The 16,929-nt window shown below is 53.2% G+C and carries 12 protein-coding genes and 3 tRNA genes; 6 read left to right on the top strand and 9 right to left on the bottom strand.

Going from position 1 to position 16,929, the window contains the following annotated elements; all coding sequences use genetic code 11:
- Positions 1 to 8: 8 nt before the first annotated feature.
- From amiB to nnr, 3 genes are read right to left on the bottom strand one after another with little or no spacing between them, the layout of a single operon-like run.
- Positions 9 to 1,334 carry an N-acetylmuramoyl-L-alanine amidase AmiB gene (amiB, locus tag ACU8YC_RS12630; protein ID WP_446895406.1) on the bottom strand — a complete coding sequence of 442 codons (1,326 nt, stop codon included), beginning with the start codon at positions 1,332 to 1,334 and terminating at the stop codon, positions 9 to 11.
- A 16-nt stretch (positions 1,335 to 1,350) separates the two neighbouring features.
- Complete coding sequence (gene tsaE / locus ACU8YC_RS12625; protein ID WP_446895405.1) at positions 1,351 to 1,812, bottom strand: tRNA (adenosine(37)-N6)-threonylcarbamoyltransferase complex ATPase subunit type 1 TsaE; 462 nt, start codon at positions 1,810 to 1,812, stop codon at positions 1,351 to 1,353.
- Positions 1,784 to 3,331, bottom strand: a complete 1,548-nt coding sequence (gene nnr / locus ACU8YC_RS12620; protein WP_446895404.1) for a bifunctional ADP-dependent NAD(P)H-hydrate dehydratase/NAD(P)H-hydrate epimerase — start codon at positions 3,329 to 3,331, stop codon at positions 1,784 to 1,786. Before nnr ends, tsaE begins: the two co-directional genes overlap by 29 nt.
- On the opposite strand from nnr, the gene queG reads away from it, so the two are divergent.
- On the top strand, positions 3,330 to 4,469 hold the full coding sequence (gene queG / locus ACU8YC_RS12615) for a tRNA epoxyqueuosine(34) reductase QueG (RefSeq protein ID WP_187259223.1): 1,140 nt from the start codon (positions 3,330 to 3,332) through the stop codon (positions 4,467 to 4,469). The genes nnr and queG overlap by 2 nt on opposite strands.
- 269 nt (positions 4,470 to 4,738) lie before the next feature.
- Here the strand turns inward: queG and ACU8YC_RS12610 are convergent.
- From ACU8YC_RS12610 to orn, 4 genes are all read right to left on the bottom strand, one after another.
- Positions 4,739 to 4,814 (bottom strand) — tRNA-Gly (locus ACU8YC_RS12610).
- A 36-nt stretch (positions 4,815 to 4,850) separates the two neighbouring features.
- Positions 4,851 to 4,926, bottom strand: a tRNA-Gly gene (locus ACU8YC_RS12605).
- Positions 4,927 to 4,963: 37 nt separating this feature from the next.
- Positions 4,964 to 5,039, bottom strand: a tRNA-Gly gene (locus ACU8YC_RS12600).
- A gap of 185 nt (positions 5,040 to 5,224) precedes the next feature.
- Positions 5,225 to 5,770: an oligoribonuclease gene (gene orn, locus ACU8YC_RS12595; RefSeq protein WP_151217332.1), complete on the bottom strand. Its 546-nt coding sequence runs from the start codon at positions 5,768 to 5,770 to the stop codon at positions 5,225 to 5,227.
- A gap of 105 nt (positions 5,771 to 5,875) precedes the next feature.
- Here orn and rsgA point away from each other — a divergent pair, with 105 nt between their 5' ends.
- The 3 genes from rsgA to mscM all read left to right on the top strand — a co-directional run bounded on the left by rsgA (position 5,876) and on the right by mscM (position 11,321).
- A complete protein-coding gene (gene rsgA / locus ACU8YC_RS12590) occupies positions 5,876 to 6,928 on the top strand; it encodes a small ribosomal subunit biogenesis GTPase RsgA (protein ID WP_187253597.1) in 1,053 nt (350 codons plus the stop codon).
- 92 nt (positions 6,929 to 7,020) lie between these two features.
- On the top strand, positions 7,021 to 7,989 hold the full coding sequence (gene asd / locus ACU8YC_RS12585) for an archaetidylserine decarboxylase (RefSeq protein ID WP_151217331.1): 969 nt from the start codon (positions 7,021 to 7,023) through the stop codon (positions 7,987 to 7,989).
- A 17-nt stretch (positions 7,990 to 8,006) separates the two neighbouring features.
- On the top strand, positions 8,007 to 11,321 hold the full coding sequence (gene mscM, locus ACU8YC_RS12580) for a miniconductance mechanosensitive channel MscM (protein ID WP_151217329.1): 3,315 nt from the start codon (positions 8,007 to 8,009) through the stop codon (positions 11,319 to 11,321).
- 65 nt (positions 11,322 to 11,386) lie between these two features.
- Here mscM and yjeM read toward each other — a convergent pair whose 3' ends face one another.
- Positions 11,387 to 12,889 (bottom strand): glutamate/gamma-aminobutyrate family transporter YjeM, encoded by a 1,503-nt coding sequence (yjeM, locus tag ACU8YC_RS12575; RefSeq protein WP_446895403.1) that lies wholly within the window; start codon positions 12,887 to 12,889, stop codon positions 11,387 to 11,389.
- 214 nt (positions 12,890 to 13,103) lie between these two features.
- Positions 13,104 to 14,081 (bottom strand): elongation factor P--(R)-beta-lysine ligase, encoded by a 978-nt coding sequence (gene epmA / locus ACU8YC_RS12570; RefSeq protein WP_048236296.1) that lies wholly within the window; start codon positions 14,079 to 14,081, stop codon positions 13,104 to 13,106.
- Between the two features lie 324 nt (positions 14,082 to 14,405).
- On the opposite strand from epmA, the gene frdA reads away from it, so the two are divergent.
- Entirely contained in the window at positions 14,406 to 16,196 is a 1,791-nt protein-coding gene (frdA, locus tag ACU8YC_RS12565) for a fumarate reductase (quinol) flavoprotein subunit (protein ID WP_048212906.1), read from the top strand.
- Positions 16,189 to 16,923, top strand: a complete 735-nt coding sequence (gene frdB, locus ACU8YC_RS12560; protein ID WP_137384014.1) for a fumarate reductase iron-sulfur protein — start codon at positions 16,189 to 16,191, stop codon at positions 16,921 to 16,923. The genes frdA and frdB overlap by 8 nt, the downstream gene beginning before the upstream one ends.
- Positions 16,924 to 16,929: the final 6 nt, after the last annotated feature.

Raw genomic sequence — 16,929 nt, 5'->3', positions numbered from 1 at the left:
GCTAATCCTTAATTTGTTAACGTGTTACCAGGCGATACAGCACTGGCGGTTTGCGCCTGTGCGCCCTGCGGCCCAGTTTGCATTGGGTGCGCCTGGAAATAGTTACGCAATCCTTTGTAAATCGCCTCGGCCAGCTGCTGCTGATAATCATCACTCGCCAACAGACGCTCTTCGCTGTTGTTACTGATAAAGCCGGTTTCAACCAGCACTGACGGGATATCAGGCGAACGTAATACCCCCAGACTGGCATGTTCAGGACGACGCTTATGCATCGAGCCAATACGTTCTAACTGGCCGATCATGTTGGTCGCCACATCATACCCGACACGTTGCGAATGGCCGAATTGCAGATCCAGCACGGCCTGACTGAGATAAGGATCGGACTGACTGTTTGCCAGCACATCGCCCGCGCCGCCCAAAAGCTCTGATTGCTTCTCATGCTGTTCCAGCCAGCCGGCCATCTCGCTGTTTGCCCGACGGTTTGACAGAACCCAAACGGAAGCGCCGGTGGCATCCCGGTTTGGCGCGGCATCCGCATGAATAGAGACCAGGAAATTGGCATTTTGTTTACGCGCGACGTCTGAACGCCCCATCACCGAGATAAAGTAATCGCCATCACGGGTGAGTACGCCTTTAAACATCGGGTCATCATTGAGCAAACTACGCAGTTTGCGCGCCACGGCAATCGTGACGTTTTTCTCACGCGTACCGCCAGGGCCAATCGCCCCCGGATCCTGCCCACCGTGCCCTGCATCAATGGCAATAACCACTTTTTCACCGCTGCTGGTGCTGGCGCGCGCCGCAGGTCGTGTGGAGGTATTACTGTTGGTCACCATCGTGGTGCGATCGTTTTCCGCTTTAAACGGGTTACGCGCAGGCTCGGCAGGACGAGGGGCGACAACCGGCGTTTCAACACGCTTAGCAACCACTGGAGGTGGAGGCGGCGGCGCATCTGCTTTGATGGTAAACACAACGGTATAATTGCCGCCGTTCTGTCGTTTAACGGCTTCGGCCTTGCCGTTCTCGGTTAAATCCACCACCAGACGCAAGGACTGCTCATCTTTTGGCGTGCCGGAACGGATAGATTTCACCAGATTATTGCCGCTAAACAGCAGCGGTAATCCCTGAATCACTCCGGTTTGTTTTATATCCAGCGCGACGGTGCGTTTCCCGTCCTGGCTCACGGCGTATTCAGGATCGCCAATAAAGCTCAGCGTGATCCGCGCCTGTTGATCGCCATTGGAAACCTGAAGATCGGAGAGGCTGGCGGCCCCTGCCTGCGTGCACAGCAGGACCAGGGTTGCCATCAGCCAGTTTCTGATGCAATAAATCATCCCGCCACCCTTAAGGTTATTCGGCTAAACGCGCCAGCAATAATTCACCCGATGAGGAGACTGCGCTTACGCGCGCATCTCGACCTTGCGCCTGATATTCAATGTGTATTTCGACGTCCGGGTCTGGCAACACACCTTTACCTTGTTGCGGCCATTCCACCAGGCAGATGGCATCATTGGCAAAATAATCGCGGATCCCCATAAATTCCAGCTCCTCCGGGTCCGCAAGTCGGTACAGATCGAAGTGATATACCATCAAGTTATCGAGTGAATAGGGTTCAACCAGCGTGTAGGTGGGGCTTTTTACATTACCTTTGTGGCCTAACGCCTGCAGGAATCCCCGGCTGAAAGTGGTTTTACCCGCCCCCAGATCGCCGTACAAATATATAACCGTCACGCCGTCACAGGCTTTGGCTACCCGCAGTCCCAGGTCTAAAGTCGCCTGCTCATCAGGTAGTGGAATTACTCGATTCATCATGATAAACGTCAATCACATCAGGGTTAACAATACGCTGTAGCGTGGTAAAGAGATCTGTCGCCAGCATGCCGCGCGTACCAAAACGCGCCGCCAGCACATCCGCCGCCGCTCCGTGCGCAACACATCCCGCACATGCTGCATCATACGGGGTAAGCTTCTGTCCGAGCAATGCGCCAATAATACCGGAAAGCACATCCCCCATTCCGCCGCTGGCCATCCCTGCATTGCCAGTATCAATAATACCTAACTCAGTCTGTTCAGCAGCAACAACTGTACCCGCGCCTTTCAGCACAACCACGCCTCCGTACCGTTTTACCAGACGTTGCGCACAAAGTAAGCGATCGTCTTCAATTTCTGCAATGGAACAGCCCAGCAGCCGCGCGGCTTCGCCAGGATGCGGCGTGATCACGCGATTGTGACGTTTATCGGGATTGATTGCCAGCAGGTTCAGCGCATCCGCATCCCAGAGCATCGGTTTGCGAAAATTCTCTACTTTTTGCAGCGCTTTTTTGCCCCACTCCTGCTGACCAAGCCCTGGTCCGATCACCACCACATCCGCCCATGCCAGGCTCTCTTCCAGAGTCTGCGGCGTCAGCGCATCGACCATCAGTTCCGGTCTGGCAGTCAGAACAGGCGCAATGTTCTCACTGCGCGTCAACACTTTGACCAGCCCGGCTCCCGCACGCAACGCCGCTTCACCGGCCATACGTATTGCGCCTGCCGTACCGTGGTCACCGCCAATAATCACCAGCCGACCGTGGGAACCTTTGTGTGAGGTGGGCCGACGTGGCTTTAGCCAGTGCGCAAGCTGTTGAGCATCAAAACGTTGCAGCGGCGCGTTCTGCCCCGCCAGCCAGTCGTCCAGCCCAAGTGCATTAACATGCAGACGTCCGGTGACATCGCGTGCTTTACCGGTGAGCAAACCTGGCTTGAGCGCAATAAAGGTAACGGTGTGCGCAGCGTGGATGACCGCACCCGGCGTTGCCCCTGTTTGCGCCAGCAGGCCGGATGGAATGTCGATTGCAATTGTAGGGGCTGGGTGGCTATTGGCACGTTCGATCAACGCCGGGAGAGGTTCACGCGGCGCGTTTTTTAAGCCAGTACCTGACAGCGCATCAATAATGACGTCCACGCTGTCTGGCCAGTTAATATCAGCAGCATGAATCACGCCACCAGCGTTAAGCCAGGCGTCGTGCGCCTGCTGTGCTTCCTCGGGGAGCGGTTTATCACTCTCGTGCGCCAGCAACGTAACATTAAAACCCTGCGCTTTGGCAAGCCTTGCCACCACGTAACCATCACCGCCGTTGTTGCCATGACCGCAGAGCACCAGCCAGTGTTGGGCATTCGGATAGCGTTCGCGTGTGACCTGAAACGCCGCCTCTCCTGCTCGTTGCATCAGCTCATACAACGTCAGCCCTAAACTGTCTGCTGCCTCTCGCTCCATCCGCCTGATGTCATCGGCGTGCCAGATGGAGTGTGGTATACTTGCGGGGTTTTTCTTCATTGTATGGTCCGTCATGTCAGAGCCCCTCGATCTCAATCAGTTAGCGCATAATATTAAGCAGTGGGGGCTGGAGCTTGGCTTTCAGCAGGTCGGTATTGCCGATACCGACCTCAGCGAAGCGGAACCCAAACTGCAGGCCTGGCTGGATAAACAATACCACGGCGAGATGGACTGGATGGCCCGTCACGGCATGATGCGCGCCCGACCTCACGAATTGTTACCCGGTACTCTACGCGTCATCAGCGTACGTATGAACTATCTTCCTGCTAATGCAGCCTTTGCCGGCACGTTGAAAAATCCCTCACTCGGTTATGTCAGCCGTTACGCGCTTGGACGCGACTACCATAAGCTACTGCGTAACCGCTTAAAAAAGCTGGGGGAGAAGATCCAACAGCACTGCGCTTCGCTGAATTTTAGACCTTTTGTCGATTCCGCGCCCATTCTTGAGCGTCCTTTGGCGGAAAAAGCCGGGCTTGGCTGGACAGGTAAGCACTCACTTATCCTCAATCGTGAAGCAGGTTCATTTTTCTTCCTCGGGGAATTACTGATCGACGTGCCCCTGCCGGTCGATGAGCCAGTCGAAGAAAGCTGCGGGAAGTGCGTTGCCTGTATGACCATCTGCCCAACCGGGGCCATCGTTGAACCCTATACGGTAGATGCGCGCCGCTGTATCTCGTATCTCACTATCGAACTGGAAGGCGCGATCCCGGAAGAATTTCGTCCTCTGCTGGGGAATCGAATTTATGGCTGCGATGATTGTCAGCTCATCTGCCCGTGGAACCGCTATTCGCAGTTGACGACAGAGGATGACTTCTCCCCCCGCAAGCAACTTCATGCCCCGGAGTTAATTGAACTGTTTAGCTGGAGCGAAGCGTGGTTTTTAAAAGTCACGGAAGGTTCTGCCATTCGCCGTATTGGCCACCTGCGCTGGCTGCGAAATATCGCCGTTGCGTTGGGTAATGCCCCATGGGATGAAGCGGTTATTCACGCGCTGGAAAGTCGAAGAAGTGAGCACCCACTTCTCGACGAACACATAGACTGGGCGATTGCTCAGCAAATTGAGAAGCGGAATGCCAGCGTAGTTGAGGTGCAGTTACCGAAGAAACTACGTTTGGTCAGGGTCATTGAAAAGGGTCTGCCGCGCGACGCATAAGTCATCCACAGCTTGTGTATAAAAATAAAAACACATTGATATTCAAGAGGGAAAAAATCGTCAAGTGATCGCATTAACAATTTGAAATGATAATTAATTCAATAATTTCAGATGGTTAAAATGATACTATTCACCCAGCGAAGTTTTTTGTATTCGAGGAACAATACCCGGACCTGTGGATAAGTCTGTTTACAAGAGTATGTCAATGACGAAACAAAACGCCCCCAACGCGATTAGTCGTTGTGGATATTTTTATTGGGGTAAGAATTTGGAGCGGGAAACGAGACTCGAACTCGCGACCCCGACCTTGGCAAGGTCGTGCTCTACCAACTGAGCTATTCCCGCTTGGGTGGTCTGTGCTTTATAAGCACTTTCAAATTTTGGAGCGGGAAACGAGACTCGAACTCGCGACCCCGACCTTGGCAAGGTCGTGCTCTACCAACTGAGCTATTCCCGCTTGGGTGTGTCTTTGCTTTACAAGCATTTTCAAATTTTGGAGCGGGAAACGAGACTCGAACTCGCGACCCCGACCTTGGCAAGGTCGTGCTCTACCAACTGAGCTATTCCCGCAAATTTGTTGCTGTCGTAATTCGCATTTCTGCGTCGTTACGGGAGGCGCATTATACGAGAAATCCGTTTAGCTGCAACCCCCCTGAATACGTTTTTTTCGAAAATCCGTTCAAGTGATTACTTTACAATCAAGCTGAACAATTTAGCGTCAAAAACCCGGTGACGCAAGCCACCGGAGAACAAAATCAGAGCTTAATAAAATGTTCGCGATAGTAAGCAAGCTCGGCAACCGATTCACGAATATCGTCCATAGCCTGATGTGTTCCCTGCTTGGTGAAGCCAGCCAGAATTTCCGGCTTCCAGCGACGCGCCAGCTCTTTGAGCGTGCTGACGTCCAGATAGCGATAATGGAAATACGCCTCCAGCTCCGGCATGTATTTAAACAGGAAACGACGATCCTGACCGATGCTGTTGCCGCAGATAGGTGATTTTCCTTCTGGAACCCACTCTTTCAAAAACGCCAGGGTGGCCAATTCGGCTTCACGATCTCCCATGGTGCTTGCCTTCACGCGATCCACCAACCCGCTACCGGTATGTGTACGTACGTTCCAGTCATCCATTAACGCCAGTTGTTCGTCGGATTGGTGCACCGCAATTGTCGGTCCTTCAGCCAGAATATTCAGGTCGGCATCCGTCACCAGCGTGGCGATCTCAATAATGCGATCGCGCTCGGGATCCAGGCCAGTCATCTCCAGATCGATCCAAATCAGGTTGTTTTCATTGGCACTCATGCTATTTTCCACCCTTCAGCGTCACATTCAGTGTGACTATATTCGTCTAAAATTGCGTGTATCATAAATGTTTTGCCCATCATGGGCGACCAGGAGCCAGTCCGATTGAGTAAGAATAAACTCTCCAAAGGCCAACAGCGCCGAGTGAATGCCAATCACCAGCGTCGTCTTAAAACGTCCACGGAGAAGCCAGACTACGACGACAACCTGTTTGGCGAAACCGCCGAAGGCATCGTTATCAGCCGTTTTGGCATGCATGCCGACGTGGAATCCGCTGACGGCGAGATTCACCGCTGCAATATCCGCCGTACAATTCGCTCGCTGGTTACCGGCGATCGCGTCGTCTGGCGCCCAGGTAAAGCGGCAGCAGAAGGTGTGAATGTCAAAGGCATCGTTGAGGCGGTACACGAGCGTACCTCAGTACTGACACGTCCCGATTTTTACGACGGGGTGAAACCCATTGCCGCCAACATCAACCAGATCGTTATTGTCTCAGCCATTTTACCCGAGCTGTCACTCAATATTATCGACCGGTATCTTGTAGCCTGTGAAACACTACACGTTGAACCAATTATCGTACTGAATAAGATCGATCTGCTGGATAGCGAAGGCATGGCCTTTGTTAACGAACAGATGGATATCTATCGCCACATTGGCTATCGCGTGTTGATGGTATCAAGCCGCACTAAAGACGGTCTGAAACCACTTGAAGAAGCATTAACCGATCGCATCAGCATTTTTGCCGGTCAGTCGGGCGTAGGGAAATCCAGCCTGCTTAATAACCTTCTCGGGCTGCAGGAAGAGATCCTGACCAACGATGTCTCCGACAACTCCGGCCTTGGACAGCATACCACCACGGCCTCTCGTCTGTATCATTTCCCGCATGGCGGTGACGTGATCGACTCCCCTGGCGTTCGTGAGTTCGGGTTGTGGCATCTGGAGCCGGAACAAATCACGCAGGGCTTTGTCGAATTCCATGACTACCTGGGCCACTGCAAATACCGCGACTGCAAGCATGATACCGATCCAGGCTGCGCTATCCGTGAGGCTGTAGAAAAAGGGGCCATAGCCGAAACTCGGTTTGAAAATTATCACCGCATCCTGGAAAGCATGGCGCAGGTAAAAACGCGTAAAAACTTTTCTGATACAGACAACTGACAACTAAGCTAAGCATCGCTAGAATCGTCCCCCTTTTTTCAGGATCCGGCCCGTATGCCGGATCGGGAACAAATTATGGCCTGGAGGCTACCTTGTTAAACTCATTTAAGCTTTCGCTACAATACATTCTGCCGAAACTATGGCTCACTCGCCTGGCGGGTTGGGGTGCAAGCAAACGAGCTGGATGGCTAACTAAACTGGTTATCGATCTGTTCGTGAAATACTACAAGGTCGATATGAAAGAGGCACAAAAGCCGGACACCGCAAGCTATCGCACCTTTAACGACTTCTTTGTTCGCCCGCTGCGCGATGACGCGCGCCCGATCAACACCGATCCAAACGTTCTGGTCATGCCTGCTGACGGTGTGATTAACCAGTTAGGTAACATTGAAGAAGACAAACTGCTGCAGGCCAAAGGACACAGCTATACCCTGGAAGCGCTGCTGGCCGGCAACTACCAGATGGCGGACAAATTCCGCAACGGTACGTTTGTGACCACTTACTTGTCTCCACGCGATTACCACCGTGTACACATGCCGTGTAACGGTATCCTGCGTGAAATGATGTATGTACCGGGCGATCTCTTCTCTGTAAACATCCTGACTGCGCAAAACGTGCCGAACCTGTTTGCACGCAACGAACGCGTAATCTGCTTGTTTGATACCGAATTTGGTCCGATGGTGCAGATTCTGGTCGGTGCGACCATCGTCGGCAGTATTGAAACCGCCTGGGCTGGCACCATTACCCCACCGCGTGAAGGCGTCATTAAACGCTGGACCTGGCCGGAAGGCGAAAGCGAAGGATCGGTGGCGCTGCTGAAAGGTCAGGAAATGGGTCGCTTTAAGCTCGGTTCCACCGTCATCAACCTGTTCGCACCGGGCAAAGTTAACCTGGTTGAGCAGTTGCAGGACCTTTCCGTGACAAAAATTGGCCAACCAATGGCCATCTCGACCGAGACTTTCGTGACGCCAGAGGCAGAACCTGCCCCGCTAACGAAAGAAGAGATCGAAGCAGAACACGATGCCAGCCCGCTGGTTGACGACAAAAAAGACGAAAGTTAAACATAGGAATCGCTGCTGTGCGCCTGATTATCACTTTTCTGATGGCCTGGTGCCTCAGCCTGGGGGCGTACGCTGCGACGGCCCCCGATGCCAAACAACTCACCCAGGAACTGGAGCAGGCAAAGGCGGCAAAACCCGCTCAGCCAGAAACCGTCGAGGCGCTCCAGTCCGCGCTGAATGCCCTTGAGGAGCGTAAAGGATCTCTCGAGCGCGCCCAACAATATCAACAGGTTATTGATAACTTCCCCAAGCTGTCTGCAACATTACGCGCGCAGCTTAGCAACCTGCGCGATGAACCGCGCAATGTGCCAACCGGACTCACCACCGATGCGTTAAATCAGGAGATCCTCCAGGTCAGCAGCCAGCTATTGGAAAAGAGTCGTCAGGCCCAGCAGGAGCAGGATCGCGCCCGGGAAATCGCCGACTCCTTAAGTCAGCTTCCTCAACAGCAAACCGATGCCCGCCGCCAGCTCAATGAGCTTGAGCGACGTATTGGTGCCGCCAACGCGAATCCCGCGCAGAATCAGGCGATGCAGGCTGAATCCGCCAAACTCAAAGCTCTGGTCGATGAACTGGAGCTGGCGCAGCTTTCCGCCAATAACCGCCAGGAACTGGCACGTATGCGCTCAGAGCTGGCGGAAAAACAGAGCCAACAGCTTGATACTTACCTGCAGGCTTTGCGCAACCAACTCAACAGTCAGCGCCAGCGTGAAGCAGAGCGAGCGCTGGAAAGCACCGAACTGCTGGCGGAAAACAGCGCGGGGCTGCCGGAAGGCATTGTTGACCAGTTCAAAGTTAACCGCGAACTGTCTCAGGCCTTAAACCAGCAGGCGCAGCGTATGGACCTGGTTGCCTCGCAACAGCGTCAGGCCGCCAGTCAAACATTACAGGTGCGCCAGGCATTGAATACGCTGCGAGAGCAGTCCCAATGGCTTGGGGTCTCAAATATGCTGGGAGAAGCGCTGCGCGCGCAGGTATCCCGTTTACCGGAAATGCCCAAACCCCAGCAGTTGGATACCGAAATGGCGCAGCTACGCGTGCACCGTATGCGCTATGAAGATCTCCTCAACAAACAGCCACAACTGCGTCAGATTCATCAGGCCGATGGACAACCGCTAACTGCTGAACAGAGCAGCATTCTCAACGCCCAGCTACGCACCCAGCGTGAGTTGCTGAACTCTCTGTTACAGGGTGGCGATACCCTGATCCTTGAGCTGACCAAACTCAAGGTCTCCAACAGCCAACTGGAAGATGCGCTAAAAGAGGTCAACGAAGCAACGCACCGCTATCTGTTCTGGACGTCAGACGTCAGCCCCATCTCGCTCTCCTGGCCTGTCGACATCGTTCAGGATTTGCGGCGTTTGATCTCATTAGATACGTTTAATCAGTTGGGTAAAGCCAGCATCATGATGCTGACCAGCAAAGAAACGCTGCTACCGCTTTTCGCGGCATTGGTGCTGGTTGGCTTTAGCCTCTCTTCGCGCAAACATTTCACCCGTTTTCTGGAGCGTTCATCAGCGCGGGTCGGGAAAGTCACCCAGGACCACTTCTGGTTGACGATACGCACGGTTTTCTGGTCAATACTCGTCGCTTCGCCGTTGCCGGTGCTGTGGGCAACGCTCGGTTACGGGTTGCAGGAAGCCTGGCCTTACCCGCTGGCTGTTGCTATCGGCGATGGCGTTACCGCCACGGTGCCTATGCTATGGGCGGTAATGATTTGCGCCACCTTTGCGCGTCCCAACGGTTTGTTCATTGCCCACTTTGGCTGGCCACGTAACCGCGTCGCGAAAGCCATGCACTATTACCTGATGAGCATCGGACTGATTGTCCCGCTGATCATGGCGGTGATTATGTTTGATAATCTCAATGATCGGGAATTCTCCGCCTCACTGGGACGTCTGTGCTTTATTCTGATTTGCGGTGCGCTGGCGGTTGTAACCCTGAGCCTGAAACGCGCCGGGATACCGCTGTACCTCGATAAAGAGGGCAACAGCGACAACATGGTCAACAGCATGCTATGGAATATGCTGATGGGCGCGCCGCTGATTGCTATTCTCGCCGCAGCCGTGGGCTACCTCGCCACGTCACAAGCGTTGCTGGCACGTCTGGAAACGTCCGTGGCGATTTGGTTCTTGTTATTGGTGGTTTATCACGTCATCCGCCGCTGGATGCTGATCCAGCGCCGCCGCCTGGCCTTCGATCGCGCCAAGCATCGACGCGCCGAAATGCTTGCGCAGCGCGCGCGGGGTGAAGAAGAACCGCCGCATTCCACCAGTCTTGAAGGCACAATTGATGTTGATGAAAGCGAAGTGGATCTGGATGCTATCAGCGCGCAATCGCTGCGTCTGGTGCGTTCTATCCTGATGCTTATCGCCCTGCTCTCGGTCATTGTGCTGTGGTCAGAAATTCATTCCGCTTTTGGCTTCCTGGAAAACATCTCGCTGTGGGATGTCACCTCTACGGTGCAGGGCGTGGAAAGCCTGGAGCCGATAACGCTGGGTGCAGTGCTTATCGCAATTCTGGTGTTTATCATCACCACCCAATTAGTACGCAACCTGCCCGCGTTGCTGGAACTGGCGCTGCTGCAACATCTGGATTTAACCCCCGGCACCGGTTACGCCATCACCACTATCACCAAGTACCTGCTAATGCTGATTGGCGGTCTGGTTGGCTTCTCGATGATCGGTATTGAGTGGTCCAAACTGCAATGGCTGGTGGCGGCTCTCGGTGTTGGTCTGGGCTTTGGTTTGCAGGAAATCTTCGCCAACTTTATTTCCGGCCTGATTATCCTGTTTGAAAAACCAATCCGCATTGGCGACACGGTGACAATTCGCGATCTTACCGGTAGCGTGACGAAAATTAATACCCGCGCCACGACCATCAGCGACTGGGACCGCAAAGAGATCATCGTGCCCAACAAAGCCTTTATCACCGAGCAGTTTATCAACTGGTCGTTGTCAGATTCGGTCACCCGCGTAGTGTTAACCATCCCGGCACCGTCGGAGGCGAACAGCGAGGAAGTGACGCAGATCCTGCTTACTGCCGCACACCGCTGTTCACTGGTTATCGATAACCCGGCGCCAGAAGTCTTTCTGGTTGACCTGCAGCAGGGGATTCAAATCTTCGAACTGCGTATCTATGCCGCAGAGATGGGGCACCGTATGCCGCTGCGCCACGAGATCCATCAGCTGATACTGGCTGGTTTCCGCGAGCACGGTATCGATATGCCATTCCCACCGTTCCAGATGCGTCTGGAGAGTCTGGGGGGTAAGCAAACGGGTAGAACGTTAAGTTCTGCGGGCAGAGGCAGTCGCCCGGCGGGAAGTTTGTAAACAGACGGCTACAGCGTATCCGGTCTACGAAGATGCTTCTTTGTAGGCCGGATTAGGTAGGATGTTTATTCCACCGCCCACTCAGGTTCGGTGACCTTGCGGCGGCTGTAGTTCTGATAAATCGCCATCGCCAGCAGCGAGAAGAAGATTGGGCCACCGGTCATCCACAATGCGCTGTTCCAGTCCCCGGCTTCAATTACCGGCTGGATGATGGTGAATACGTTGGCAAACGTCACCACCAGTACTACCACGCCTGTTGCCAGTAGCGTCGCCGCTCGGGTTTTAAAGACAACAAACGGTCTTTCCAGACCCGTGCGGGATTTAAAGAACGGAAATGCCAGCGCAAGGAACAGATACGGCAGCGTCATCGAAACGTTCGCCATCAGGGTCAGTTTGTTGTAGAACGCTGAAGCCGTATCGCCGCCAAACGAAACCAGCAGGATAAACAGGCTTACCAACAGACACTGCAACCACATTGCGGTCGTCGGCATTCCCACCGCATTCAGTTTGGTCATCGGTGCGGGCCACAATGCCTTCGGCGTACCCTGAATAATCGCTTTCAACGGCGAGTAGCTGAGCGTGAAAAACGCGCCGGTATAAGCGAGGAACATAGAAAGTCCGGTAATACGCGCGAACCATTCGCCCATCGCCATCGCGGTCTCAGGGGAAAGATGCAGCGCATTACCCAACGTCATCCCAAGGCTTTTCATCAGGATATAAGTAATATTGCCGAGGTTAACCGAGCTATTACTTATATCCTGCTGCCAGTTAGTACTAACACCCCATAAAAAAATAGCCAGCGAATAACCCACAGAAATCACAATCGCGGCAAAAACAATGCCTTTCGCAAAATTCTTTTCGGGTTTTTCCGTTTTATCAACTAATCCACCCACGGCTTCTATTCCACCGTAAGCAAAAATGGCAAATACCACAAATGACAGCATGGCCAGACCGGACTGATATCCCGGATTAGGCGAGGAGATAAAATTAATATCCTGAGCAAAGTGGCCACCAGTTAATAACAAAATAGCGACACTCACTAACAACAGAACTAAATTAAGACACATTACGGCAATTCCGCCTACTGCCGTAATACGGGCAATCTTATTAATACCCCGGGAGGCCACGCAGGTCACCAGAATCATCCAGCCAACGGCGAGCAGTCCGACGACCTGCGTAGGCTCAAGCCCCGCGATACGCCAATGTTGCGTCATGTCTGCGCCAAATAAGAAGGTTGAAAAAGGTACCCAGACTTTCGCCGCAGTGCTGACCATCCAGATAACATAGGAAGAGAACCACATAAAGGTGCCGATAAAGGCATAGCGTGGTCCAACGCTATTATTCATCCAGGAATAGATACCGCCCTCTTCTTTACGATAGGCAGAACCCATTTCAGCCATCATTAAGGCGAATGGAATAAAGAATAATAATGCAGAAAATACATACCATGGAATAGCACTGTATCCCATTAAATAGAAAGCCGATGGGCTATTAGCAAATCCAAAAACTGACGTAAATATCATGAGGATGAGACCAATCAGGCTCATCTTTTTTATTGTTTGGGTCATTAAACCATCCCTTTCTCTGGCAAGCGTTTAACTAACGCCGCTCACCGATTGGCACTGCTCTCTTTGCAGAGTTCAGCGATAGATAAATCAACACAGAATTGATACCTGAACGATATCAAATATCCAGGAGTAAATTGTGGCTATTAGAGGGAAAATGAAAAAATATGCTACAAAGTGGCGATTTTACCGCCACGTTGTATTGAAGAAGAGTCAGTTACGCGCGATCGACGGTAAATGCGATAACCTCAGTCAGGCTCTCTGCGCCCAGCGCCAGCATCACCAGACGGTCAACGCCCAGCGCCACGCCAGAACAATCCGGCATGCCTACTTTTAACGCTTCCAGCAAGTTGGTGTCGATAGGTTGCTGCGGTAAGCCTCGTGCGGCACGTTTGCGGTTATCCTGTTCAAACCGCTGCTGTTGTTCACGCGCGTCGGTCAATTCATGGAAACCATTTGCCAGCTCAATACCTTTGTAATAAACCTCAAAACGTTCAGCCACGCGGTGATCTTCGGTACTGATTTGCGCCAGTGATGCCTGACTGGCCGGGAAATGATACACAAACGTCGGTTTGTCTTTGCCAATATGCGGCTCAACGCCCATCGTAAACAGCAGTTGCAGTAAGGTGTCCCGGTCTTCTTCGGTATCAGCGATATTGCTGAGATCCAATTTCGCCGCGACTTCCCGCAGTTGGGTTTTATCCGCAGACAACGGGTCTATCTCCAGATGACGCTGAAAGGCTTGCTGGTAAGAGAGACTTTCCGCAGGCGAGCAGTCCAGCACCTGCTGAAGCAAATCATCCACTTCGTTCATCAGGCGATACATATCGTAGTGCGGACGATACCACTCGAGCATGGTGAATTCAGGGTTATGATGGCGCCCCATCTCTTCATTACGGAAGCTGCGGCACAGTTGATACACCGGGCCGCACCCTGCCACCAGCAGGCGCTTCATATGGTATTCCGGACTGGTCATTAAATAGAGATTCATCCCCTGGGAGTGCCCCGGGCCGACGAAACGCGTTTCGAACGGGAACAGATGGATGTCCGTTACCGTTGCCTGACTCATACAAGGGGTCTCAACCTCAAGCACGCCACGATCGGCAAAAAAGCGGCGAATCTCCGCTATAATTGCTGCACGTTTTAACAGATTGGGGATGGACGCGCTCGGCTGCCAGGTTGCCGTTTCGCTCATGGTTGTTTCTCCGATTTAAGACAAGGGCACGAAGTCTACTCGTATCGCGTTAACGAGACAAATTTCGCGCCCCAGTAATCTGTACAAGCAATTGGGTAAAAAAAGCGACATAGGGTGGTTTAGTAATTAAATTAATCAAATTCAATGATAATTCCCCCCTGTGACACGCTAAAAAAATCGAACACGTCAAATTTCCCGCACATCCCTGAGACTATACTATTGTACCTATAAAGGAGCAGTGGAAACGCGTTCATAACCTGTTTGGAGCCGATGAAGCATCTGATTTCAGGCAGGAATGAAATAACAACAATCTGGAGGAATGTCGTGCAAACCTTTCAAGCCGATCTTGCCATTATAGGCGCCGGTGGCGCGGGATTGCGTGCAGCAATTGCTGCCGCACAAGCAAATCCCAACGCTAAAATCGCACTGATCTCAAAAGTGTACCCAATGCGCAGCCATACCGTTGCTGCCGAAGGCGGCTCTGCTGCAGTCGCGCAGGATCATGACAGCTTTGACTACCATTTTCACGATACGGTAGCAGGCGGAGACTGGCTGTGTGAGCAGGATGTCGTGGATTACTTTGTCCACCACTGCCCAACTGAAATGACGCAACTGGAACAATGGGGCTGCCCATGGAGCCGTCGTGAAGACGGTAGCGTCAACGTACGTCGCTTCGGCGGTATGAAAATCGAGCGTACCTGGTTTGCCGCGGATAAAACCGGCTTCCACATGTTGCATACGCTGTTCCAAACATCTTTGCAGTTCCCGCAGATTCAGCGCTTTGATGAACACTTCGTTCTGGATATCCTTGTTGACGATGGTCATGCTCGCGGCCTGGTAGCCATGAACATGATGGAAGGCACGCTGGTGCAGATCCGTGCTAACGCCGTTGTGATGGCGACGGGCGGTGCAGGTCGTGTTTACCGTTACAACACCAACGGCGGCATCGTAACCGGCGACGGTATGGGCATGGCACTTAGCCATGGCGTTCCACTGCGTGATATGGAATTCGTTCAGTATCACCCGACAGGTCTGCCAGGCTCCGGTATCCTGATGACTGAAGGCTGCCGCGGTGAAGGCGGTATTCTGGTCAACAAAAACGGCTACCGTTATCTGCAAGACTACGGCATGGGCCCAGAAACTCCGCTGGGCGAGCCGAAAAACAAATATATGGAACTCGGTCCGCGCGACAAAGTTTCTCAGGCTTTCTGGCACGAATGGCGCAAAGGCAACACCATTTCCACTCCGCGTGGCGATGTTGTTCACCTCGACCTGCGTCACCTCGGCGAGAAAAAACTGCTCGAACGTTTACCGTTCATCTGCGAACTGGCGAAAGCCTATGTGGGTGTCGATCCGGTTAAAGAACCGATCCCGGTACGTCCGACAGCACACTACACCATGGGCGGTATCGAAACCGATCAGCACTGTGAAACCCGCATTAAAGGTCTGTTCGCTGTCGGCGAATGTTCCTCTGTTGGTCTGCATGGCGCTAACCGTCTGGGCTCCAACTCTCTGGCGGAACTGGTGGTCTTCGGTCGTATGGCCGGTGAACAAGCTGCGGAACGCGCTGCAACGGCTGGCGCTGCAAACAGTGCTGCTCTGGATGCACAGGTTGCTGGCGTTGAAAAACGCTTGAAAGATCTGGTTAACCAGGAAGGTAACGAAAACTGGTCTAAGATCCGTGACGAAATGGGTATTTCCATGGAAGAAGGTTGCGGTATCTACCGTACGCCGGAACTCATGCAGAAAACCGTTGATAAGCTGGCGGAACTGCAGGAGCGCTTCAAGCGCGTACGTATCACTGATACTTCCAGCGTCTTCAACACCGACCTGCTGTACACCATCGAACTGGGTCACGGTCTGAACGTTGCTGAATGTATGGCGCACTCCGCTCTGGCACGTAAAGAATCCCGCGGCGCGCACCAGCGTCTGGATGAAGGCTGCACCGAGCGTGACGACGTGAACTTCCTCAAACACACCCTCGCCTTCCGCGATGCTGACGGCACGACTCGCCTGGAATACAGCGACGTGAAAATCACCACTCTGCCACCGGCTAAACGTGTTTACGGTGGCGAAGCGGAAGCAGCCGATAAGAAGGAGAAGGCGAATGGCTGAGATGAAAAACCTGAAAGTTGAGGTGGTGCGCTATAACCCGGAAACCGATACCGCGCCGCACAGTGCTTTCTACGAAGTTCCTTATGATGAAACCACGTCACTGCTGGATGCGCTGGGCTACATCAAAGATAACCTGGCGCCGGACCTGAGCTACCGCTGGTCCTGCCGTATGGCGATCTGCGGCTCCTGCGGCATGATGGTCAACAATGTGCCAAAACTGGCGTGCAAAACCTTCCTGCGTGATTACACCAGCGGTATGAAGGTTGAAGCGCTGGGCAACTTCCCGATCGAGCGCGACCTGGTCGTTGACATGACGCACTTTATCGAAAGTCTGGAAGCAATCAAGCCGTACATCATCGGTAACCCGCGTACACCGGATCAGGGACCAAACACCCAGACTCCGGCGCAGATGGCGAAGTATCATCAGTTCTCCGGTTGCATCAACTGTGGTCTGTGCTACGCCGCGTGCCCGCAGTTCGGCCTGAACCCTGAGTTCATTGGACCGGCTGCGATTACGCTGGCGCATCGTTACAACGAAGATAGCCGCGACCACGGTAAGAAGGAGCGTATGGCTCAATTGAACAGCCCGAACGGCGTCTGGACCTGTACTTTCGTGGGCTACTGCTCCGAAGTCTGCCCGAAACACGTCGATCCGGCTGCGGCCATTCAGCAGGGTAAAGTTGAAAGTTCAAAAGACTTTCTTATCGCTACCCTGAAACCACGCTAAGGAGTG

This window comes from Citrobacter sp. VF227 (assembly GCF_052950715.1).
This window is presented reverse-complemented; position numbering and strand designations above follow the sequence as displayed.